The sequence below is a fragment of the Enterococcus sp. DIV2402 genome (assembly GCF_017426705.2).
In the GTDB taxonomy this organism is placed as follows: Bacteria; Bacillota; Bacilli; order Lactobacillales; family Enterococcaceae; genus Enterococcus_F; species Enterococcus_F lowellii.
Map to the genome: position 1 here is coordinate 1066513 of NZ_CP147251.1, position 20988 is coordinate 1087500.

Annotated in this window: 21 protein-coding genes, 1 rRNA gene, 1 other RNA gene and 1 pseudogene; 19 read left to right on the plus strand and 5 right to left on the minus strand. The window is 37.0% G+C overall.

Features of this window, described 5'->3' with window-relative positions; all coding sequences use genetic code 11:
• Window positions 1-360: 360 nt before the first annotated feature.
• Together budA and DOK78_RS05180 are read left to right on the plus strand one after the other, a co-directional pair.
• Complete coding sequence (gene budA, locus DOK78_RS05175; RefSeq protein WP_207942336.1) at window positions 361-1077, plus strand: acetolactate decarboxylase; 717 nt, start codon at window positions 361-363, stop codon at window positions 1075-1077.
• Between the two features lie 443 nt (window positions 1078-1520).
• Window positions 1521-2522 carry a Gfo/Idh/MocA family protein gene (locus tag DOK78_RS05180; protein ID WP_207942335.1) on the plus strand — a complete coding sequence of 334 codons (1002 nt, stop codon included), beginning with the start codon at window positions 1521-1523 and terminating at the stop codon, window positions 2520-2522.
• A 40-nt stretch (window positions 2523-2562) separates the two neighbouring features.
• On the opposite strand, the gene dapB is transcribed toward DOK78_RS05180, so the two are convergent.
• Together dapB and dapA are read right to left on the minus strand one after the other, a co-directional pair.
• Window positions 2563-3315 (minus strand): 4-hydroxy-tetrahydrodipicolinate reductase, encoded by a 753-nt coding sequence (gene dapB / locus DOK78_RS05185; protein WP_207942334.1) that lies wholly within the window; start codon window positions 3313-3315, stop codon window positions 2563-2565.
• A gap of 10 nt (window positions 3316-3325) precedes the next feature.
• Window positions 3326-4207 (minus strand): 4-hydroxy-tetrahydrodipicolinate synthase, encoded by an 882-nt coding sequence (dapA, locus tag DOK78_RS05190; protein ID WP_207942333.1) that lies wholly within the window; start codon window positions 4205-4207, stop codon window positions 3326-3328.
• A 255-nt stretch (window positions 4208-4462) separates the two neighbouring features.
• Between dapA and lysA the strand changes: the two genes are divergently transcribed.
• The 12 genes from lysA to DOK78_RS05250 all read left to right on the plus strand — a co-directional run bounded on the left by lysA (window position 4463) and on the right by DOK78_RS05250 (window position 14027).
• Window positions 4463-5761 carry a diaminopimelate decarboxylase gene (lysA, locus tag DOK78_RS05195; RefSeq protein ID WP_207942332.1) on the plus strand — a complete coding sequence of 433 codons (1299 nt, stop codon included), beginning with the start codon at window positions 4463-4465 and terminating at the stop codon, window positions 5759-5761.
• A 118-nt stretch (window positions 5762-5879) separates the two neighbouring features.
• On the plus strand, window positions 5880-6209 hold the full coding sequence (locus DOK78_RS05200) for a zinc ribbon domain-containing protein YjdM (RefSeq protein ID WP_207942331.1): 330 nt from the start codon (window positions 5880-5882) through the stop codon (window positions 6207-6209).
• Window positions 6210-6292: 83 nt separating this feature from the next.
• Window positions 6293-6988: a zinc metallopeptidase gene (locus DOK78_RS05205; RefSeq protein ID WP_207942330.1), complete on the plus strand. Its 696-nt coding sequence runs from the start codon at window positions 6293-6295 to the stop codon at window positions 6986-6988.
• Between the two features lie 81 nt (window positions 6989-7069).
• The gene (locus DOK78_RS05210; protein WP_207942329.1) at window positions 7070-7717 is read left to right on the plus strand and encodes a YczE/YyaS/YitT family protein; all 648 of its coding nucleotides are present in this window, start codon (window positions 7070-7072) and stop codon (window positions 7715-7717) included.
• Between the two features lie 111 nt (window positions 7718-7828).
• Window positions 7829-8164, plus strand: a complete 336-nt coding sequence (locus DOK78_RS05215) for a hypothetical protein (protein WP_207942328.1) — start codon at window positions 7829-7831, stop codon at window positions 8162-8164.
• A 126-nt stretch (window positions 8165-8290) separates the two neighbouring features.
• Window positions 8291-8755, plus strand: a complete 465-nt coding sequence (gene tadA / locus DOK78_RS05220; RefSeq protein ID WP_243430762.1) for a tRNA adenosine(34) deaminase TadA — start codon at window positions 8291-8293, stop codon at window positions 8753-8755.
• Between the two features lie 22 nt (window positions 8756-8777).
• Window positions 8778-8873: signal recognition particle sRNA small type (ffs, locus tag DOK78_RS05225), an RNA gene on the plus strand.
• 218 nt (window positions 8874-9091) lie between these two features.
• Complete coding sequence (locus DOK78_RS05230) at window positions 9092-10453, plus strand: helix-turn-helix domain-containing protein (protein ID WP_339076345.1); 1362 nt, start codon at window positions 9092-9094, stop codon at window positions 10451-10453.
• A gap of 123 nt (window positions 10454-10576) precedes the next feature.
• Window positions 10577-11962: a bifunctional metallophosphatase/5'-nucleotidase gene (locus tag DOK78_RS05235; protein ID WP_207942326.1), complete on the plus strand. Its 1386-nt coding sequence runs from the start codon at window positions 10577-10579 to the stop codon at window positions 11960-11962.
• Between the two features lie 63 nt (window positions 11963-12025).
• The gene (locus DOK78_RS05240; protein ID WP_207942325.1) at window positions 12026-12613 is read left to right on the plus strand and encodes a YutD family protein; all 588 of its coding nucleotides are present in this window, start codon (window positions 12026-12028) and stop codon (window positions 12611-12613) included.
• Window positions 12614-13387, plus strand: a complete 774-nt coding sequence (locus tag DOK78_RS05245; RefSeq protein WP_207942324.1) for a TIGR01457 family HAD-type hydrolase — start codon at window positions 12614-12616, stop codon at window positions 13385-13387. It begins immediately after the preceding gene.
• Window positions 13380-14027 carry a TIGR01906 family membrane protein gene (locus DOK78_RS05250; protein WP_207942323.1) on the plus strand — a complete coding sequence of 216 codons (648 nt, stop codon included), beginning with the start codon at window positions 13380-13382 and terminating at the stop codon, window positions 14025-14027. The genes DOK78_RS05245 and DOK78_RS05250 overlap by 8 nt, the downstream gene beginning before the upstream one ends.
• 17 nt (window positions 14028-14044) lie before the next feature.
• Here DOK78_RS05250 and DOK78_RS05255 read toward each other — a convergent pair whose 3' ends face one another.
• Window positions 14045-14554 carry a phosphatidylglycerophosphatase A family protein gene (locus DOK78_RS05255; RefSeq protein WP_207942322.1) on the minus strand — a complete coding sequence of 170 codons (510 nt, stop codon included), beginning with the start codon at window positions 14552-14554 and terminating at the stop codon, window positions 14045-14047.
• A gap of 92 nt (window positions 14555-14646) precedes the next feature.
• Here DOK78_RS05255 and DOK78_RS05260 point away from each other — a divergent pair, with 92 nt between their 5' ends.
• On the plus strand, window positions 14647-14889 hold the full coding sequence (locus tag DOK78_RS05260; RefSeq protein ID WP_207942321.1) for a DUF1450 domain-containing protein: 243 nt from the start codon (window positions 14647-14649) through the stop codon (window positions 14887-14889).
• A 40-nt stretch (window positions 14890-14929) separates the two neighbouring features.
• Here the strand turns inward: DOK78_RS05260 and DOK78_RS05265 are convergent, their stop codons facing one another.
• The gene (locus DOK78_RS05265; protein WP_207942320.1) at window positions 14930-15910 is read right to left on the minus strand and encodes an NAD(P)/FAD-dependent oxidoreductase; all 981 of its coding nucleotides are present in this window, start codon (window positions 15908-15910) and stop codon (window positions 14930-14932) included.
• 126 nt (window positions 15911-16036) lie between these two features.
• On the opposite strand from DOK78_RS05265, the gene DOK78_RS05270 reads away from it, so the two are divergent.
• Window positions 16037-16624, plus strand: a complete 588-nt coding sequence (locus tag DOK78_RS05270; RefSeq protein WP_207942319.1) for a peptidylprolyl isomerase — start codon at window positions 16037-16039, stop codon at window positions 16622-16624.
• 83 nt (window positions 16625-16707) lie between these two features.
• Here the strand turns inward: DOK78_RS05270 and DOK78_RS05275 are convergent.
• Window positions 16708-17867, minus strand: a pseudogene (locus tag DOK78_RS05275) (MalY/PatB family protein).
• An 89-nt stretch (window positions 17868-17956) separates the two neighbouring features.
• Here DOK78_RS05275 and DOK78_RS05280 point away from each other — a divergent pair.
• The 3 genes from DOK78_RS05280 (at window position 17957) to DOK78_RS05290 (ending at window position 20981) form a co-directional block, all read left to right on the plus strand.
• The gene (locus tag DOK78_RS05280; RefSeq protein WP_207942317.1) at window positions 17957-18331 is read left to right on the plus strand and encodes a CvfD/Ygs/GSP13 family RNA-binding post-transcriptional regulator; all 375 of its coding nucleotides are present in this window, start codon (window positions 17957-17959) and stop codon (window positions 18329-18331) included.
• Between the two features lie 73 nt (window positions 18332-18404).
• Window positions 18405-18767: a hypothetical protein gene (locus DOK78_RS05285; protein WP_207942316.1), complete on the plus strand. Its 363-nt coding sequence runs from the start codon at window positions 18405-18407 to the stop codon at window positions 18765-18767.
• 656 nt (window positions 18768-19423) lie between these two features.
• Window positions 19424-20981, plus strand: a 16S ribosomal RNA gene (locus DOK78_RS05290).
• Window positions 20982-20988 lie beyond the last annotated feature (7 nt).

A 20988-nucleotide genomic window follows, 5' to 3' on the forward strand; every position in this document is an offset into this window, starting at 1 on the left:
TTTTATTTTTATTAATAATACAGAAATTAGAAACTGTTTTATAAAAAGAAATACAATCTCAATTTACACTTATTCATCAAAATTTAGATAAAGTCCATTTACTTGAATCATCAATAGTATTCAAAAAACGTAACGGATGATAGGATTGTTACTGTGAACGATTGCTATTTATCCTGAATTCCAATCATTTTGGCTTTGTAGATTTTGTTACTTACGTGGTGCAAAAGGTTGACATGTAACTACAAAAGAAGAATTGCAACAAGCATGAATCGAAGGTTTAGTAATTATGGCTATTCTAATTGATAATAGTAAATTAGGAAAAGGTATTTTATCGGATTAATTTTATTAGGAAGTGAGACAATGACAGAGAAAAATCGAAGTTATCTTTACCAACATGGAGTATTAGGTAGTTTGATGAATGATTTAATGGATGGAACTGAAAAAATAGGTCAATTATTAAATTATGGTGATTTTGGTATTGGAACATTGGCAGGCTCAAATGGCGAAGTGATTATTTTAGATGGGATAATGTATCATGCCTATCAAACCGGAGAAATTTTTCAACTTACAGGTGAAGAATTAACACCCTATGCTGCCGTAACTAATTTTGAAAAAGAAAAAACATTTAATTTGTCAAACGAACAAGCAGTGAATGTTCAAGCAATCATTAGTGAACAAATTAGTCCGAATTTATTTACGGCTGTTAAAATTGAAGGTGCTTTTTCGGCGATGCATGTACGAGTAGCACCTAAACAAGAAAAACCGTATCCACGCTTTATTGAAATAGCTCGCCACCAACCCGAATTTGAACAAAAAAATGTTTCTGGAACAATTGTAGGTTTTTTTACGCCTAAATTATTTCATGGTGCGGCTGCAGCAGGTTTTCATCTACATTTTATTAGTGATGATCGCTCGTTTGGTGGGCATATCTTAGATTTTAAATTAGAAGATGGTCAAATTATGTTACATGAATTGGAAGAATTTCGCCAACATTTTCCAATCGATAACCAAGAATATCTAGAAAATGAAATTGATATAGATGAAATCAAAGAAGAGATTGAAGAGTCCGAGTCATAATCAGTAAAGAGGGTAAACGTAGGAATATATGCGTTGATTTACGTGATATTTTCTAACATATTCAGAAACTCTGAAATAGGTTAGTTGTTAAAATTAAATGATTCTTAGGAGAGCATCCGTTTTATAATAATTCAGTAAGAAATTCTAGCAAAGGGTCGTCTTTTATTCTAGATTTTGTACAATAATCTCGAGAAAAAGATTTGGAACACGAAAGACGAAACGAGGAGACCTTTAAATGGATTTGAAAATGAAGTTTGCGCTAGTTTGTTTAGGAATGTTGACGATTTATTCTTTGCCCTTATTTTCTTTAGTTGTTGGAGCTATGTATGTTATTTATTTAAACCGAAAAAAAATCAGTTAATATGAAGGAAGGAAAACGAATCCTCGTTTTTCTTCTTTTTTTTCATGCTATACTAAAAGAAAAAAAGGAAGTAGGAAAAAGCATGAAAGTAGCGTTAATTTCTGCATGGCATGTGCATACGAAAAAATTTATGGCGCGTTTACTAGCGAAAAAAGTAGACTGTGTTTATGTGTGGGACTTTGATGAGCTTCGCGGAAAGCAAGCAGCAGATGAATATCACGCACAATTTGAAGCAGATTATCGAGTGATTTTAGCCGATGAAACAATTGATGCGGTAATTGTTGAAGCACCGACAACGATGCACAAAGAGTTAATCATTTTAGCAGCACAAGCGAAGAAGCATATTTTTTCAGAGAAAATTTTAGCTTTAACTTCTCAAGATTGCTTAGAAATTGAAGCAGTGATTCGGGAAAATAATGTAAAATTTATGATTTCTCTCGAATCATTAGCCAACAATGCCTATCATTATGCGTTTCAATTAGTGCATGATGGCGCATTAGGAGAAGTGACGTCAGCCTATTTTCGTCGTTCGCATGGTGCGGTTATCCAGAATCATTTGCCAAGTTATTGGTTTGATGTCAGTCAATCTGGCGGAGGTGTCACGCTAGATTTAGGCTCACATGGTTTTACATTGTTGCCGTTAATTTGTGGCAAACCGAAAAGTGTCAGTTGCACGATGAATGAACAATGGGGGAGCGGCGTGGATGAGCGTTCGACTACGGTTATTGAATTTGCGTCGGGTGCCATTGGGACAGCAGCAACTTCATTTCTGGCATCTACTTTGGATAATTATCTCGAAATTATCGGGACTCAAGGTTCTTTACAAATTGTTGGTAATGAACACGAACCACAAGCCATTTTTATTCAAAGTAATTTAAAAGCTGAATATCAACGAAAAACATTGATTTCATCGGAAGGCATTAGTAAATTAACAGAGTATCCAATAGAATTATTTGTTGATTTAGTTAATGATTCTGAGAAGAAAGAACTGCCGTATTATGACTTAGAGGCAGCTAAGATGTTAACACGATTAGTAGAATGTGCCTATGAATCGGCGCAAACAGGTCGTACGGTAATATATTAAAAAAATAAGAACATCGAGAATTTCTCGATGTTCTTATTTTTTAAGCTAGTAGGTCTGACATATTGTAAAAACCAACAGGCTGGTCTGCTAAGAAAACACCCGCTTTTAACGCACCATTGGCAAAAATATCACGTGATAAAGCTGTGTGTTTTAGTTCGATGATTTCATCATCGCCAGCATAAATCACAATATGCTCACCAGGGATGGTACCGCCACGGACCGCGTGAATGCCCATTTCGCTTAATTTGTTTTCGTTATCATTACCTGAACGTCCAAAAATATAGTCTTTTTTCGGTTCACAAACATCATTGATTGCATCTGCTAAAAGCAAAGCTGTGCCGCTGGGCGCATCTTTCTTTTGATTGTGATGTTTTTCAATGATTTCAATGTTAAAGTCACTTTCTAAAGCTGGCGTAATAGCTTGTAACGCTTTGGCTAAAACGTTAATTCCTAATGACATGTTTGCAGAGTAGAAGACAGGAATTTTTTCTGAGGCTTCTTTTAATAAATTTTTGGTGTCTTCTTCTAGTCCAGTTGTTGCTACAACAACTGGTAATTTTTTAGTAACAGCAAATTCAATTAGCTGAGGAACAGCTGTATAATGTGAAAAATCAATAATCACATCAGCCTCTTCTTGGACGTCTTTTGCTGTCGCATAAACAGGGAAATCAGCATTTTGTTGTGGATTATGATCGATTCCCGCGACAATGACTAGTTCATCATTTGCTTTAATCGATGTTTGCAATACTTGTCCCATACGGCCATTGCAGCCACTTAATATAATTCGTTTCATATGCTTCCTCCTACAAGATTCCGTAAGCAGTCATCTCACGTTTTAATGTTTCGACTGTGTCTTCTTCAGGTGCACCTAGTGGTAAACGATAGCTTAAATTGCATTTTCCAAGTAAAGAAACAGCAGCTTTTACAGGAACTGGATTCACTTCTGAGAAAATCGCTTGAATTAATGGTATTTGTGTTAATTGTGTTTCTTTTGCTGCTTCAAAATTGCCAGACAGATAATTATGCACCATTTCAGATGTTTGTTTTGGTGCAATATTTGCAATCGTTGAAATAACTCCTGAACCGCCAACTGAAAGTAACGGGAGCACTTGATCGTCATTACCAGAATAAAGTGCGAAATTCTCATCAACTAAGCGACTAATTTCCACGATTTGTGAAATGTCACCGCTGGCTTCTTTAATACCTTGAACATTTGGAATTTTTTTCAACTCAGCAACTGTGGCAGCGTCTAAGTTCATTCCTGTGCGTGATGCAACAGAATACAAAATAACAGGAATAGACACTTGGCTACAAATTGCTTCATAATGAGCGATTAAGCTTTTTTTTGTAGCTTTGTTATAGTAAGGAGTAACGACTAGCAGCGCATCGGCGCCTACACGTTCTGCTTCAGTTGATAAATGAATCCCATGTTGTGTATTATTAGAGCCTGTTCCGCCAATTACTGGAATTCGTCCATTGACTTGTTTTACGACTGCTTCGATTACTGCAATATGTTCTTCATCGTCTAAAGTAGATGCTTCTCCGGTTGTGCCACAAGCAATAATTGCGTCTGTACCTTGCTCAACATGCCACTCTGTCAATTCCTTCAACTTATCGAAATCCACCGAACCATCATTATGCATTGGAGTGACAAGCGCAACGCCTGACCCTTTAAATATTGCCATTTTTTACACATCCTCTCGAATTTTATATATCCGTTCTATTTAATCTACTGGCAAAAAAACTTAAAAATGCGAAGTTTTTATGTAGATTATTGAAATTATATACTATATTATTAGAATAATTCAATGGTTAGAAAGATTTTCCTAATAAATTGATGAGGAAAATTCGTTTTTGTCCTCAAATAGTAAATTTTTATACGAAAATAGCTTTCAAATTCGCATGAATGTAACAATTAATTTTAATAAAGGAGTCGTTCGATGATTAAAGAAGTAAAAAATAACCATTTATTTTGGGATGGCTGTGATACAGTCGAATTAGCAAAAACATATGGTACACCTTTGTATGTAGTCTCTGAAACAGCAGTCGTGAATGAATGCCAAGCTTTTCAACAAGATTTCATTCAAAAATACGATAATGTCCGAGTGGCATATGCGTCCAAAGCGTTCAATACATTAGCCATGTTGAAAATTATTGAGCGTGAGGGTCTTTGTTTAGATGTTGTCAGTGGTGGAGAATTATTTACAGCGATTCAAGCTGATTTTCCAGCAGAGCATATTGAGTTTAATGGTAACAATAAATCAATTGAAGAATTGGAGATGGCCATTGATTATGGTGTCGGCAGAATTATTGTTGATGGTATTCAAGAAATTGAGTTGATTCAAGCTTTGTGCCGTGAAAAAGGCAAAACAGCCAATATTCTTTTCAGAATTACACCAGAAGTAAATGTGTCCACACACGAATTTATTTCAACAGGGCAAAAAGATTCTAAATTTGGCATTCCTTTAGACGAAGAGATCTTATTCCCAGTAATTGAGCAAGCGATTCATGCACCAGAAATTAATTTTTATGGTATTCATTTCCATATTGGTAGCCAATTATCAGACAATAGCACTCATTTAGCAGCTGCACGAGTAGCTTTAGGTTTGCTTTTAGAAATTAAAAAACGTTTTGCTTACGATGTCAAAGAGTTAAATTACGGTGGCGGATTTGGGGTTACTTATACCAAAGAAGATATTCGTCAACCGTATAGTTATTTCTTAGATCCGTTAATGGAGCTAACGGAAGCTTTTTGCCAAGAAAATGACTTGGTTCGTCCAGCAATTGTTATTGAACCTGGACGCAGCGTGGTAGCTGAAGCGGGAATCAGTTTGCATACAATCGGTGCAATTAAAGATTTACCAGGTATTCGCAAATACGCATCCATCGATGGAGGAATGACCGATAATATTCGTCCGGGATTGTATCAAGCGCAATATGAAGGAATCCTTGCCAACAAAGCGGAAGAAACAGTAACTGAAACAGTAACTATTTCGGGTAAAGCGTGCGAAAGTACCGATATTCTAGTGAAAGATATTCAAGTACCAGCTATTGAATCGGGCGATATTTTTGCCACCTTTGCAACAGGTGCATATGGTTATGCGATGGCTAGTAATTATAATAAATTACCCATTCCAGCCGTTGTGTTAGTTAAAGAGGGCCAAGCAGAGATTATCGTTGAGCGTCAAACGTATGAACAAATTATTCAAAACGAGCGTATTCCTGATTCTTTAAAATAATTCTTGAATAAGAAAATACTCACAAAACACAATCAAGCGAGAAATTTTTGCAAATATTAGTATAATAGAGGGAAGGGAGCTTTCCCTCTTTTTAGTTGAAATCAAGGAGGAAATAACAATGACTGAAACACCAAATTGTCCAGAATGTGGGTCAACATATGCGTATGAGGACCGTGGATTATTTATTTGTCCAGAATGCGGGCATGAATGGGATACAACCGAAGTAGCAGAAGGACTTGTGGTACATGATGCGAATGGCAATCTGTTAGCTGATGGCGACGCGGTTACTGTAATTAAAGACTTAAAAGTCAAAGGGTCATCAAACGCATTGAAACAAGGAACAAAAGTAAAAAATATTCGTTTGGTTGAAGGAGACCACAATATCGATTGTAAGATTGATGGTTTTGGTCCAATGAAATTAAAATCAGAATTTGTGAAGAAATTATAAGGAATTTTTTTCAGGTTCTCTTCATGGAAAATTCAATATAACTTGCTATACTAATAAAAAACGAATAAAGGAGGAAATCTAAAATGCCTTATGGGATGTTTTTTGATCCAACGTATATCTTAATAATTCTCGGAATGGCACTATCGATGGCAGCCTCGGCTTATGTAAATAGTACGTTCCGTAAATATGACAAAGTACGTAGTCAAAATAATGTGACAGGTACTCAAGCAGCACAATTTATTTTGCAAAATCAGCAAATTCATAATGTAGGCGTGCAAGGAATCGCTGGAAATCTGACAGATAATTATAATTCTGGCACAAAAGTATTAAGCTTATCACAAGCAACAGCGCAATCAACTTCGGTAGCAGCTATTGGCGTTGCAGCCCATGAATGTGGCCATGCTGTACAAGATGCACAAAGTTATTTTCCTTTGCGTTTAAGAGCGGCGATTGTTCCGGTTGCCAATATTGGTTCAAGTATTTCCATTCCATTGATTTTAATTGGTGTGCTATTACAAGGTCCCGTATTAATTAACCTTGGAATAATTGCTTTTGCAATGGCATTAGTCTTTCAACTAGTGACGTTACCTGTAGAATTTGATGCATCACGTCGAGCGTTGAATATTTTAAGTGAGGGTGGACTTCTAACAGAAGCAGAAGTTCCAATGGCACGCAAAGTATTGACAGCTGCCGCGTTGACTTATGTGGCAGCCGCCGTGAGTACCTTTTTACAATTACTTCGTCTCGTTTTACTTTTTGGTAACAACAATCGCGATTAACGAAAATCCTTCTTGTGACACAATCATAAGAAGGATTTTATTATGAAACTAGCACATGTTTGCTGTTTAAAGGAGCCCATCATGAAAAACATGAATATAAAAGAAATGATTATTCGTTCAATTTATGCCCTAATCGGAGTTTTAATTCTCGCTTTCGGAGTAACTATTATGCGAATTGGCAATGTTGGTTTAGACCCATTTACTAGTGCTAATATTGCTTTAGGACAACTTTTTGGTTTGTCGTTAGGTGTTTACCAACTTGGAGTGAATCTTGGTATTTTGCTTCTCATTTTTTTGTTTGGCCGTAAGTACATTGGTACAGGAACAGTCATTAACATGGTATTGACAGGATTTTTTATTGATATGTATACCACACTTTTTGCTCATTTAAACATAATGGCTAATGGACTGATTGAACAAACAATATGTTTGATTATCGGGGGCTTATTTTTTACTTTTGGTGCTTCCTTTTATATGTCAGCAAATGTTGGGGCTGCACCTTATGATTCCATTGCACCCACAATTGTGGATAAAACTGGTTGGGACTACAAAAAAGTCCGGATGGTACAAGACATTATTTTTGCGCTGATTGGTTTTTGTTTCAAAGGACCAATTGGCATAGGAACGTTCATCAATGCTTTTCTGACAGGTCCATTTATTAAATTCTGGGATGGAAAAATTTCGCAACCTCTTATTACAAAAAGTGTAGAAAAAACGATGAATCAATAATCTATATTGTTATTGAAAACGATGCCGTCTTGAGCGAAATCTATTCATATTACTGTTTTTCTATTTCTCAACGTGTTATCATAGTAAAAAAGAAGAGGGAGATGTCGTATTATGAAAACATCAACAAAAGTAACTATTGGTTTAAGCGTGGCAGCAATTGCAGGAATCGCAACCGCTGCAGTTGTATCAGAGAAAGTCATTAGCAAAGTACATTCTATGTCGAACCGACGTAAAGTGAAACGTTTTGTCGATGACAAATTTAATGGAAATGAAACATTATTGGGTTTTGTTGACAATTTAGAAGATAAAGACATCGATTCATTTATGAAAGTTGCTAAAAAAGTCAACAATGGTCGTGACCAAATTGTAGAATATGGTCATAATGTTAAAGACGCTACAGAAAATGTTAAAGATAAAATTACAAATTTTGTAGACAGTAAATTCTAAACCATAAACTACCTCTAACATTTAGGGGTAGTTTTTATTTGCTTTTTCTTCGTTCCATGCTAAAGTGAGGGCGAGGTGAAGTGAGTGAAGACAAGTTCCTTAACACAAGAACAAAAAGAATATTTTATGCGAGAAGCTATCATAGAAGCTAAAAAAGCCGAAGCTATTCGAGAAGTACCGATAGGCGCAGTTGTTGTATTAGAAGGTGAAATTATTGGTCGCGGACACAATTTAAGAGAGACGACACAAGATGCCACTGCTCATGCAGAAATGATTGCTATTCAGCAAGCCTGTGAGAACAGTGGGAGTTGGCGCTTAGAGAATGCCCAATTATTTGTTACCTTAGAACCATGTCCAATGTGTAGCGGCGCATTGCTGTTATCCCGAGTGGAAGAGGTGTATTTTGGTGCCTTTGACCCAAAAGGTGGAACGGCAGGGAGCCTTTTAAATTTATTAGTAGATGAACGTTTTAACCATTGGAGCTACGTTGAATCAGGAATTTTAGCCGAAGAATGTGGTCAATTACTAACAGATTTCTTTCGGGAACTACGTCGTTTAAAAAAACAAGCAAAAAAAGAAAAAAAGAACTAGCCAAACTCTAAAAAATACGTTATACTGTTTTTTGGGCAATGGGAATATTGTGAAGCGTGTCAGATCTGGAAGGAAGCAGCACTAAGCAGTGATTCTCATGTGCCCGTACATAGAACTAAGAAGACTTAGGATAAACAATCCTAAGTCTTTTTTTCTGCGTTTTTACAATTACCGTTGTGCAAAAAGACACAGATCTTGCTAAAAGCAGTCTAGAGAGTATTGACGTTTCGGATTTGAACACAATATACTGTATGTAATTTCTAAAAAAGAATACATATAAAATGAGAAATTGACGTATTTATTACTGATGAGGGAAACTAGGTAGGAGGGATTAAGGTGTTTGGATTATCAAAAGATGTATTGTTAAAGCGTGATATTTTACTTTACTTGGAACAACAAACGAAACCAATTAGTAGTCAAAAAATTGCAGACGATTTAAACAAAGTCACGATTCAAACATTACTAAAAGTAATCAAAGAATTAGCTGAACAATTAGACAGCTGTTACGATAGAGAAGAAGTACGTTTAGAAATCAATCGTCATTATGGAGTCTATTTAGTACGTAATGGGGTAAATTTCAATCGTATTTTTGAAAAAATATTGTCCGAAACAATCAATTATTATCTGTTGAAACAATTAGTTTTATATCGAACGTTTTCAGCTGGAGAATTTTGTAAAAAATATCAGATTAGTTTATCGACACTGCGACGTAATATTAATCGAGTGAATCAATTTTTGAGCGCGTATCAGGTAGTTCTCAAAATTGGGACAAAAGTTACGATTGTAGGCAAAGAGTCTCAAATTCGTGTACTGTTTTTTTCTTTTTTGAGAATGACGCATTGTGAGATTTCTCGTGTTTCTTGGATCGATGCTACAGAGTATCTTTTTTTGGCAAAACGTGTGACACTGGCATGTTCTTCTGAAGAGCAGCGAAATATAGAAGTGCTTGCCATGTGGTTATTTGTCAATTTACAAGCAAGTAAACAAAATTATGCCTTGGAGAATAACCTTTCACTTGAAACATTTGATTTGATTTTACCTGCAAGCGATATTTTGCCCCAAGATTGGGAATATATTTTAACAGTGGCCTTTGTGTTATCTCTGTTAACGATTGAACCACAATGGGATTTTGAGCGCTTGTATGAGTCACAAGAAGCTGATTTGTCGCGCTTTAGTTTTGATTTGTTTGAAAAATATTTTCGTAAACTAACCGTTCAAGAAAAACAAAAAATTGCTAAACAACTGTATCGACACTATTTAGGGAAACAATTAGGCGTAGAACAATTACTTTTTACAGCGATTGATCAGTCAGTGATTAGTGATCATCATCCTTTGTTAAATAAAAAATTCGAACAATTATGGCAAGAATGGTCCGCTAAAGCCCCTGAATTAACCAGTGAAGCATTGCAGCAAGAATATTTTCATTTATGTTATCGATACGCCGATTCAGAAACTCTTTTTCCAATCGTTCGGGTGAAAATGCAATCCAGTTTGCCTAAAGAAACCGTTAATCATATACAACTGCAGATTAGTCATTATTTAAAAAACAGTGCCACAGTCGTATTTGGAGCAGAACCTGCAGATTTTAGCATGACAACAGAGGAAAATGCACAAGGCATTCAAATCAATTCTGTTTTATCGATGAAAGACTTAGAATATATTCGTCAACATGTGTTAGACTGTATCAAAAAACAATAACTAGTAAGAAGCTCAGAGTTCTTTCTTTGAGCTTTTTTGTTGTTCAGAAAGAATTCTTGTTAGAATCTTTCTTTTTTTGGTAAACTGGGACCAGAAACAATTACTGAGAATAGAGGGAACGAAATGGAAAAAATTAGAATCCTACATACGAATGACTTGCATTCACATTTTGAAAATTGGCCTAAAATTCGTCGCTTTATTCAAGAACGTCAAAAAGCCTTAGCAGGCGAGTCTGTGATCACAATCGATTTAGGAGATTTTTCTGATCGTTGGCATCCTTTAACCGAAGCAAGTGACGGGCAAGCTAATATTGCCTTAATGAATCAAGTGCATTATGATGCAGTCACGATTGGCAATAATGAAGGGATTGGCAATGCTAAAGCTATTTTAAATCAGCTGTACAATGAAGCAGATTTTGATATTGTTTTAGCTAATCTTTTTGATAAGCAAACTCTGCAACTACCAGATTGGGCAAGCTCTTATAAAATTATAACAAGTCAACAAGGAACTAAAGTCGGTTTGATTGGGGTAACTGCGCCGTTTCCATTAACTTATACACCCAATGGTTGGGATATTCGTCAATGGATGGATATTTTGCCAGAATTAGTGCAACAGCTCCGTCAACAAGTTGATGTGATTGTATTATTAAGTCATTTAGGAATTGCAGATGATTATTTGATCGCCGAAGAATTACCAGAAATTGATGTGGTTTTGGGCTCACACACCCATCATTTGTTTGCATCAGGCGAACGAGTAAACAATACTCAGCTAGCAGCAGCGGGCAAATTTGGGTATTATGTAGGAGAAGTGACGCTATCTTTAAATGACGACCATCATATTTTAAAAACGACAGCGCAAACCTTCTCAACTGCTGAAATGCTGGAATTGCCAGAAGATAATGAGGAAATCTTTCATTACATGGAGCAAGGACAAAAATTATTAGCTGCTAATAAAGTCGCGTGGTTACCACAGGCGCTAACGCTTAATCCGTATGATGATTACTCCTTAGTCCGTGAAACACTAACCGCTGTACGTAAAAGAGGAGATACTGAAGTCGCTTTGTTAAATACTGGGTTGTTTTTAGGTGAATTACCAGAAGGGTTAGTTAATCAAGAACAACTGCATACCATTTTACCTCATCCGATGCGTTTGATTCGGGTGACCTTATTAGGTCGAGACATTGTTCGAATGGTCTTAGAGATTGAAAAAAATCGGATGTTTTTACGCAATTATCCCATTGTAGGTATGGGATTTCGGGGAAAAATTTTTGGTGAGATTATTTACGATGGACTAACGTATGATGCGGCTAATCATACCGTTTTATGGAAAGGAAAACCCTTAGAATCAGAGAAAAACTATGCTTTTACGACAGTCGATCATTTAATGTTTGTTCCGTTCATTCCAACTATTGAAATTGCTGGTCAACATGAGTTTTTATTTCCAGAATTTATTCGAACCGTTTTAGGTGAACATCTTGCTCAGAAGTATTCTTTAGCAACCTTAGAATAAAATAAGTGACAGACTACACACATTATCTAAAAGAAGGTATAATGATGAATAGGTGGTGAAGAAATGACCGAAGAAAAAACAAATATTACAGATGAAATGACAGCAGTCTTAGAAGAAATTGTTGAAACGACAGAAAAAGAACAACCGACAAAAGGCGAGCTTGTCCTACCAATTAGCGATACAGAGTTTATGATTGGTAATCGTCAATATAAATTAGTGATGAACTATCGTGAAGGGTTTGATGCCCAACGTTTAGGAGAACGCTATAGTGAAGTATTAGCACGTTATGATTATATCGTTGGTGATTGGGGCTATGAACAGTTACGTTTGAAAGGCTTTTTTGAAGTAACTAATCGTAAAGCACTACCTGATCAGCGTATTGATATGTTAGAAGATTATTTATACGAATATTGCAATTTTGGGTGTGCTTATTTTGTTATCCAACGTGTAGGGGGGAAACGAGATAAGGTGAATAGTCGTAGACGAAAAAAACGTCAACCATCCGCACAAGCCCATATTTCTGAAAAGAAAGAGACTGTCTCAAATAAGGTGAAACCAGTGATTAAAACTCGTCAACCAAAAGAAAAACAAGAGAAACAGAAACAGTCGCAAGATAAAAAAAGTTTTACGATTCGAAAGAGAGAAGAATAAATGACTTATAAAGGATACTTAATAGACTTAGATGGAACGATTTATTTAGGCAATGCACCTATTCCTGCTGGTAAACGTTTCGTTGAAGAACTACAACGTCGTAATTTACCATTTTTATTTGTTACAAACAATACAACAAAGAGTCCTGAAACAGTGGCTCAACGCCTAGCAAATGAATTTGATATTCATGTGGCGGCTGAAAAGATTTATACGGCTAGTTTAGCAACAATTGATTATATGCATGATGATCAAAAGGGCAATAAAGTGTATGTTGTGGGCGAAACCGGTTTAATTGATTTAATTTTATCTGCTGGTTTTGAATGGGATGAAAAAAATCCCGATTACGTAGTCGTTGGGTTAGATTCTCATGTTACTTATGAAAAACTAACAATTGCGACATTAGCAATCCAAAATGGAGCAACCTTTATTGGAACCAATCCAGATAAAAATATTCCGACTGAACGAGGTTTACTTCCAGGCGCTGGAGCGATAATCAGCTTATTGGAAACAGCAACTCGTGTTCGTCCAATTTTTATTGGGAAACCAGAAGCAATCATTATGGAAAAAGCTTTAGATCATATTGGTTTAACGAAAGAAGAAGTCATTATGGTAGGCGATAATTACGAAACAGACATTCGTTCTGGAATCAACAATGGAATGGATAGTTTATTGGTCTTATCGGGTTTTACACCTAAAGCAGCAGTGCCTACGTTGCCTGTTGCCCCTACGTATGTCTTAGATAGTTTAGACGAATGGAATTTTGATAATGAATAAAAAATGGCAATGGTTAGAGCGATTAGGAATGATGGCTTTCTTTTTAACAGCTATTAGTTTAGCTATCACGTTAACGATTAATTTTCTGCCTTTGTACAGTTGGTCAGTCGATCAATTTGATTTACTAAACTACACCACTTTATCTAAAAAAGAATTGTTGGAGAATTATCATTTATTGTTAAATTTTTTAAATAATCCGTGGAATCAAACATTAGCATTACCCGATTTTCCCATGTCTGAAGCAGGTGCGGGTCATTTTTACGATGTGAAAAAACTATTTCTACTTAATTATACTGTTTTAGCAGTAACAATTATTCCAACAGGTATATTTTTAGGTTATTTACAAAAAAATCGTCGGTTTTGGCGAATGCTGTTACCTACTCAAATTGGAATGTTAGCACCAGTGGTTTTTGGCTTTTTCATGTTTGTTGGTTTTGATGCCTTTTTCATTAAATTCCATGAATTGTTTTTTAGTAATGATGATTGGTTATTCAACCCAGCAACGGATCCAATTATTAACGTTTTGCCGGAACAATTTTTTATGTATTGTTTTATTCTATTTTTTATTTTAATAGAAATCTTTTTCTTAGTTCCTTTTTTATTAGGGCGTAGAGAATTAAAAAGAAGTTCGCACAACTAAATCATGCGAACTTCTTTTTATTGTGTAATATCATGTGCTCTATCTGGGTATTGATGTGCTAAACGACTCGCAGCAGATGCCGCAATTGCGCCCACAATATCATCCAAAAAGGTATGGACGCGTGGACCATCATGACTATTTAGTTCAGCTAAAATTCCTGGTTTTACTTTATCAATGTATCCATAATTTGTGAAACCAATCGAACCATAAACATTAACAATCGATAGTGCCAGAATTTCATCGATTCCGTACAGCCCTTCATCTTCAGCAACAATTTCTTGTAGCGGTTGGAGTAATTTATCTTCTTCAGCTAAAATATCTAATTGAATACCCGTTAAAATGGCATTGTGCACTTCACGTTTACTTAAAACAGAGTTGACACTATCGACACATTCTTCCAAAGCTAAATCCGGCAAATATTTCTTTTGCAAATGCATCACCAAATTGGCAATATCGACAATCGAAACACCACGATCGCCTAATAATTGGCGTGCTTTTTGTTCTAACGCACTTGTTTGTAAGACCATAAAAAAATCCTCCTATCAGATTTTCGATTATTCTATTCTTTCATGGTATACTATTGCACGATTGGAATCAAATAAAGAAAAGCGGTGAAGGTATGTTTCCTCTGGTAGAATTTTGTGAAACAAATTTAGCAGAAGGCAGTCAAGTAGTGATGGATGCCTTAGAATCCCTGGAAGATGTGGATGTTATGATGTATTCCTGTTTAAGTGAGTGTACGCTTTGTGCTCAAAAACCTTTTTGCTTTTTTGAAGGTGAGCGTCTAGCTGCTGAGACACCAGCGCAACTACTTCATTTAGTTAAAGATAAATTAGTCGAATGGCATGAAGAATATTTATAGATAAAAAGAGGAAAGTTCAATCAGAACTTTCCTCTTTTGTTTATTCTTGGAAGAGACTGGTACTGTGCGCAGGTTGTGTGCGATTTTTCGGATTAATGTAATGTAGCGCATTGTTTACGGCAGTCGGCGCTTCGCCAAATCCTGTCGCAATTAAATTGACTTTGCCGTCATACAATGTGATATCCCCACAACAATAAACACCTTCCATCGAGCTACGCATATCCGAACGAACCGGAATCCCTTGACGAGAACTCGTAATGCCCCAGTCTTTTAAGTTTAACGAAGAGGAGAAACCGTAATTAACGATTAAATAATCCACAGACAAACGAACGGTTTCGTCACTTTTTGGTTCTTGAAGGTAAATCTCTTCTAACATTCGTTCTCCCACGACATCTTTAATGATATAAGGGGTCATAATGTTAACGGAGGATTGTTTTAATTGATTGACGCTATGTTCATGCGCGCGAAACTCTGAGCGACGATGAATCAAAGAGACTTCGGCAGCAATTGGGGCTAACATCAACGCCCAATCAATCGCAGAATCACCGCCCCCAGCAATGGCGACTTTTTTCCCAGCGTATTTCATCAAATCAGGAACATAATAATCAATGCCGTAGTTTTCAAAATTTTCAGCATTCGGTACGGTTAATTTTCGTGGTTGGAACGAGCCGTTGCCTAAGGCTAAAATAACCGCACGTGAATAATGCGTTCGTTTATTCGTCGTTACTTCAATGATGCCGTCTTCTTGGCGCTCAATTTTTAAGACTTGTTCTTCTAAGCAATAGCGTTGATTAAACGTAGTAATTTGTTTTTCCAATTTTTGCACCAAATCACCCGCTTTAATTTTAGGGTATCCCGGAATATCATAAATGTATTTTTCAGGATACAAGGTGGACAGTTGACCACCGAGTTGTGGTAAGGTGTCAATAATTTTCGTTTTGGCATTGCGCATTCCGGCATAAAAGGCAGCGAACATCCCCGCCGGACCTGCGCCGACAATTGTAATATCGTAAATGGTCATAAGTATAAGCTCCTTTATAAACTGAACATTGTTTTGCAGTTACCATTATAGCAAAGAATATTGTGCGTGGCATTTTTATTTTTTTCTGCTATTATTAGACTATCAAACCGTAAGGAGGAGATTTTTTTGTCTCAATTTCCACAATTAGACTTAGCAAATCAAAAGGGTGTCAAAGCACTCGTTAAAACAAACCGTGGGGATATTACTATTCAATTATTCCCAGAACACGCACCAAAAACAGTTGAAAATTTTGTTCAATTAGCCAAAAAAGGTTACTATGATGGCATTATTTTCCACCGTGTGATTCCTGATTTTATGATTCAAGGTGGCGATCCAACTGGTACAGGTATGGGTGGCGAAAGTATTTATGGTTCAAGCTTTGAAGATGAATTTTCACAAGAATTATTCAACTTACGTGGTGCCTTATCAATGGCAAATGCTGGTCCAAACACAAATGGTAGTCAATTCTTTATCGTAAACAACCAAAATGTACCTGCCAACATGATTGGTCAAATGGAAAGTGCGGGCTACCCGTCTGAAATCATTGATGTCTATAAAAAAGGCGGTACACCTTGGTTAGACTTCCGTCATACAGTATTTGGTCAAGTGACAGAAGGCATGGATGTTGTGGATGAAATTGGTGGTGTACAACGCGGTCCTCAAGATCGACCTGTACATGATGTAGTTATTGAAACAATCGAAATTAGTGAATAGCATTTAAAAAGAAAAACTGAAATCCGAATGATACGATTTTGCTGGTACAAAGCAAAATCGTATCATTCGGTTTTTTTGTGAAATTAAAATACTTGAGCAATTCGCTGCAAGGCAGTTTCTAGGATGCTTCGTGGGCAAGCCACATTTAAACGCATGTGTTGATCGCCTCTTGAACCAAATGGAATACCCGAGTTCAAAACAACTCCCGCTTCTTCAATCATTTTTTTATTCAGCTGACTATTTGTTAACTGGTAAGCTGAAAAATCAAGCCATATCAGATAAGTCGCTTCAGGTTTCATATAGTAGATATTTGGAAGGTGCTGATCTAAAAAATTTAAAGTAAATTGTATGTTTTCTTCTATATAAGCTAATAAATCCCTTAGCCATTGTTCACCATGTTGATAAGCTGCTTGTGTACCGATCATGCCAAATGTGTTAATTTCATTCTGGCAAAGTTGTTTTTGGACGGTCTTAAATCTCTGACGTAAATCGGGATTTTTAATAAAAACCATCGATTGTTTTATACCAGCTAAATTGAAGGTTTTAGTTGCAGAAGTTAATACGATTGAATGCTCCTTAAAAATTGTATCGACATTATGATAAGTTGTAAATACATGGGGTGCAAAAACTAAATCTTGATGAATTTCATCGCTAATCACAAGGACCTGGTGTTTTTGACAAATCAAACCAATTTGGTACAATTCTTCTTGCTTCCATACACGTCCACCAGGATTATGAGGATTACATAAGATAAATAGCTTCACATTTTCTTCTATAATAAGTTTTTCAAAAAGCTCAAAATCAATTTGGAATGTTTGACTGCCAGTTAATTGATTACGAATAAGTTTTCGTTGATTAGCTTTAATCACAGCAGCAAACGGAGGATAGACAGGATCGTGAATTAAAATGGCATCATTGGGTTTTGTAAAAGCTTGGATTGCTAAGGCAATACTTGGGACAACACCACTATGAAAAAGAATCTCTTCTTTTTTAGGGTGTACTGATGTTGTTTAGCTTGCCAATTGATAATTGATTCATATAATTCATTTGGGAAAGTTGCATAACCAAAAATACCTTGATTGACATATTCGCAGAAAGCAGTTTGTACAGCTGGTAAAGCAGGGAAATCCATATCGGCAATCCAGAGTGGCAGCAATGAGTCTTTTTCGTAGTTCTTTATAGGAGTGTCCCATTTGACACTGTTCGTATTTTTTCGTGGAATGACTGTATCGAATTCATTCATAATAAATCCTCCCTTATAAAGCAAGTGAATCTCTGCTTCATTTTTTGATTAGTTATAGTATAATAAAAGATGCGAAGAGAGGGAACGATATGACATATAAAATTGGGGATATTTTAGAAGGAACAGTGACCGGAATTCAACCATATGGTGCATTCGTTTCATTAGATGGTGAAACGCAAGGGTTGATTCATGTGTCGGAAATACAGTCAGGTTTTACAAAAAACATTCATGAAGTCCTGCAAATAGGTGATGCAGTAAACGTACAAGTAATTGATATCGATGAATATACAAAAAAAATTAGTTTGTCACGTCGAACGTTAGAAACAAAATTTGTACATACCGTACATCGTAAAAAACGTTACTTCACGAATAAAAATAAACGCATTGGTTTTCGAACTATTGATGAACATTTACCGCTTTGGATTAAAGAAGCACTGGAAATGCTTTCTTCAGAAAAATGCTGAAAATCAACTGTATCTGTTGATAAATTGTGTTATCATATAGGAATAGAAGAGAATACCGATCGAGGTGAGTATGTTGAAAAACAAAAGAGTTGCCGGAACAGTCATGCTTCATTTGGAAGATGGCTCGAAGAAATTTTTGATGCGCATAGTTGATGAGAAATTAGAATTAGCATCTACAGCTTTTTCAGAAGAACGTACAGGATTAGCAAATATCTTACAGTTATTAAAAGAAACAGTACACCTTGATATTTCCTGCATTGAGTTAGTTGAACTAACGAATGGTTATGCAGATAATATGAGCATTCCACTGTTTGTGTTTGAAACACAAGAAAAAGATCAAAGTAATTCATTACCAGAAGAATATGCTTGGAAAGAAGCAAAAGATTTTCGTCAAATTATTCAAGATTATGATATTGATGGAATGCCTTTTTTCTAAAAAAATGATATTAAGCCGATTTTCGGCTTTTTTTTACCGATATTTTCAGGAAGTGTAGAACTACAATGTTCGAATTTTCGGATAATAAAAGTGATGAATAAATAGTTATAGCTTTATTCTTTTTGAAATACGAACAAACATAGATATAGTCGGCATTTTGACTCAAAATACCGATTGTTTTTTTAGTTGACGCTATGGATAAAACGTGATAAATTAATCAACGTTGGTTGAATGACTAACTACAAATAAAACTTTTGAAATTTTTGAAAAAAAGAGTTGACGAAGTAAATGACAGATGATATTATAACGAAGTCGCAAAAATTTAATCAATTATGAACGTTGTAAATACAACGAAAATAATTAAAAATGTTGTTGACAAATAACAATTCATTTGTTAAATTTATAAAGTCGCTGTGAAGAAGTTAATTACTTCTTGAAAAAAACTTTTTGAAAAATATAGTTGACATTCACTTGTTAAACTGATATGATATAAAAGTTGCTAACACAGCAAGGTAGACCTTTGAAAACTGAACAAAGCAAGCAAACGAACCAATTGTGTAGGACACTTCTATTAGATAGAAGTAACACAAAATAAGCAAGCAGTAATGCTAGCAAACGTTATTTATGAGCTTAACAATCGAAAGATTGTTTCAACTTTTTATGAGAGTTTGATCCTGGCTCAGGACGAACGCTGGCGGCGTGCCTAATACATGCAAGTCGAACGCTTCTTTTCCGCCGAACTTCGGTTCATTGGAAAAGAAGAGTGGCGAACGGGTGAGTAACACGTGGGTAACCTGCCCATCAGAGGGGGATAACACTTGGAAACAGGTGCTAATACCGCATAATGCTTTTTCTCGCATGAGAGAAAGCTGAAAGGCGCTTTTGCGTCACTGATGGATGGACCCGCGGTGCATTAGCTAGTTGGTGAGGTAACGGCTCACCAAGGCAACGATGCATAGCCGACCTGAGAGGGTGATCGGCCACACTGGGACTGAGACACGGCCCAGACTCCTACGGGAGGCAGCAGTAGGGAATCTTCGGCAATGGACGAAAGTCTGACCGAGCAACGCCGCGTGAGTGAAGAAGGTTTTCGGATCGTAAAACTCTGTTGTTAGAGAAGAACAAGGATGAGAAGAGAATGTTCATCCCTTGACGGTATCTAACCAGAAAGCCACGGCTAACTACGTGCCAGCAGCCGCGGTAATACGTAGGTGGCAAGCGTTGTCCGGATTTATTGGGCGTAAAGCGAGCGCAGGCGGTTTCTTAAGTCTGATGTGAAAGCCCCCGGCTTAACCGGGGAGGGTCATTGGAAACTGGGAGACTTGAGTGCAGAAGAGGAGAGTGGAATTCCATGTGTAGCGGTGAAATGCGTAGATATATGGAGGAACACCAGTGGCGAAGGCGGCTCTCTGGTCTGTAACTGACGCTGAGGCTCGAAAGCGTGGGGAGCGAACAGGATTAGATACCCTGGTAGTCCACGCCGTAAACGATGAGTGCTAAGTGTTGGAGGGTTTCCGCCCTTCAGTGCTGCAGCAAACGCATTAAGCACTCCGCCTGGGGAGTACGACCGCAAGGTTGAAACTCAAAGGAATTGACGGGGGCCCGCACAAGCGGTGGAGCATGTGGTTTAATTCGAAGCAACGCGAAGAACCTTACCAGGTCTTGACATCCTTTGATCACTCTAGAGATAGAGCTTTCCCTTCGGGGACAAAGTGACAGGTGGTGCATGGTTGTCGTCAGCTCGTGTCGTGAGATGTTGGGTTAAGTCCCGCAACGAGCGCAACCCTTATTGTTAGTTGCCATCATTTAGTTGGGCACTCTAGCGAGACTGCCGGTGACAAACCGGAGGAAGGTGGGGATGACGTCAAATCATCATGCCCCTTATGACCTGGGCTACACACGTGCTACAATGGGAAGTACAACGAGTTGCGAAGTCGCGAGGCTAAGCTAATCTCTTAAAACTTCTCTCAGTTCGGATTGTAGGCTGCAACTCGCCTACATGAAGCCGGAATCGCTAGTAATCGCGGATCAGCACGCCGCGGTGAATACGTTCCCGGGCCTTGTACACACCGCCCGTCACACCACGAGAGTTTGTAACACCCGAAGTCGGTGAGGTAACCTTTTTGGAGCCAGCCGCCTAAGGTGGGATAGATGATTGGGGTGAAGTCGTAACAAGGTAGCCGTATCGGAAGGTGCGGCTGGATCACCTCCTTTCTAAGGA

Excerpts from the sequence above, each read along its gene's own strand:
- DOK78_RS05260 (WP_207942321.1), top strand. The coding sequence starts at position 14,647 with ATGTTTCCTCTGGTAGAATTTTGTGAAACAAATTTAGCAGAAGGCAGT.
- budA (WP_207942336.1), top strand. The coding sequence starts at position 361 with ATGACAGAGAAAAATCGAAGTTATCTTTACCAACATGGAGTATTAGGT.
- DOK78_RS05235 (WP_207942326.1), top strand. The coding sequence starts at position 10,577 with ATGGAAAAAATTAGAATCCTACATACGAATGACTTGCATTCACATTTT.
- DOK78_RS05250 (WP_207942323.1), top strand. The coding sequence starts at position 13,380 with ATGAATAAAAAATGGCAATGGTTAGAGCGATTAGGAATGATGGCTTTC.
- DOK78_RS05215 (WP_207942328.1), top strand. The coding sequence starts at position 7,829 with ATGAAAACATCAACAAAAGTAACTATTGGTTTAAGCGTGGCAGCAATT.
- dapB (WP_207942334.1), bottom strand. The coding sequence starts at position 3,315 with ATGAAACGAATTATATTAAGTGGCTGCAATGGCCGTATGGGACAAGTA.
- DOK78_RS05245 (WP_207942324.1), top strand. The coding sequence starts at position 12,614 with ATGACTTATAAAGGATACTTAATAGACTTAGATGGAACGATTTATTTA.
- tadA (WP_243430762.1), top strand. The coding sequence starts at position 8,291 with ATGCGAGAAGCTATCATAGAAGCTAAAAAAGCCGAAGCTATTCGAGAA.
- DOK78_RS05180 (WP_207942335.1), top strand. The coding sequence starts at position 1,521 with ATGAAAGTAGCGTTAATTTCTGCATGGCATGTGCATACGAAAAAATTT.
- DOK78_RS05240 (WP_207942325.1), top strand. The coding sequence starts at position 12,026 with ATGACCGAAGAAAAAACAAATATTACAGATGAAATGACAGCAGTCTTA.
- DOK78_RS05280 (WP_207942317.1), top strand. The coding sequence starts at position 17,957 with ATGACATATAAAATTGGGGATATTTTAGAAGGAACAGTGACCGGAATT.
- lysA (WP_207942332.1), top strand. The coding sequence starts at position 4,463 with ATGATTAAAGAAGTAAAAAATAACCATTTATTTTGGGATGGCTGTGAT.
- DOK78_RS05265 (WP_207942320.1), bottom strand. The coding sequence starts at position 15,910 with ATGACCATTTACGATATTACAATTGTCGGCGCAGGTCCGGCGGGGATG.
- DOK78_RS05210 (WP_207942329.1), top strand. The coding sequence starts at position 7,070 with ATGAAAAACATGAATATAAAAGAAATGATTATTCGTTCAATTTATGCC.
- DOK78_RS05205 (WP_207942330.1), top strand. The coding sequence starts at position 6,293 with ATGCCTTATGGGATGTTTTTTGATCCAACGTATATCTTAATAATTCTC.
- dapA (WP_207942333.1), bottom strand. The coding sequence starts at position 4,207 with ATGGCAATATTTAAAGGGTCAGGCGTTGCGCTTGTCACTCCAATGCAT.
- DOK78_RS05200 (WP_207942331.1), top strand. The coding sequence starts at position 5,880 with ATGACTGAAACACCAAATTGTCCAGAATGTGGGTCAACATATGCGTAT.
- DOK78_RS05255 (WP_207942322.1), bottom strand. The coding sequence starts at position 14,554 with ATGGTCTTACAAACAAGTGCGTTAGAACAAAAAGCACGCCAATTATTA.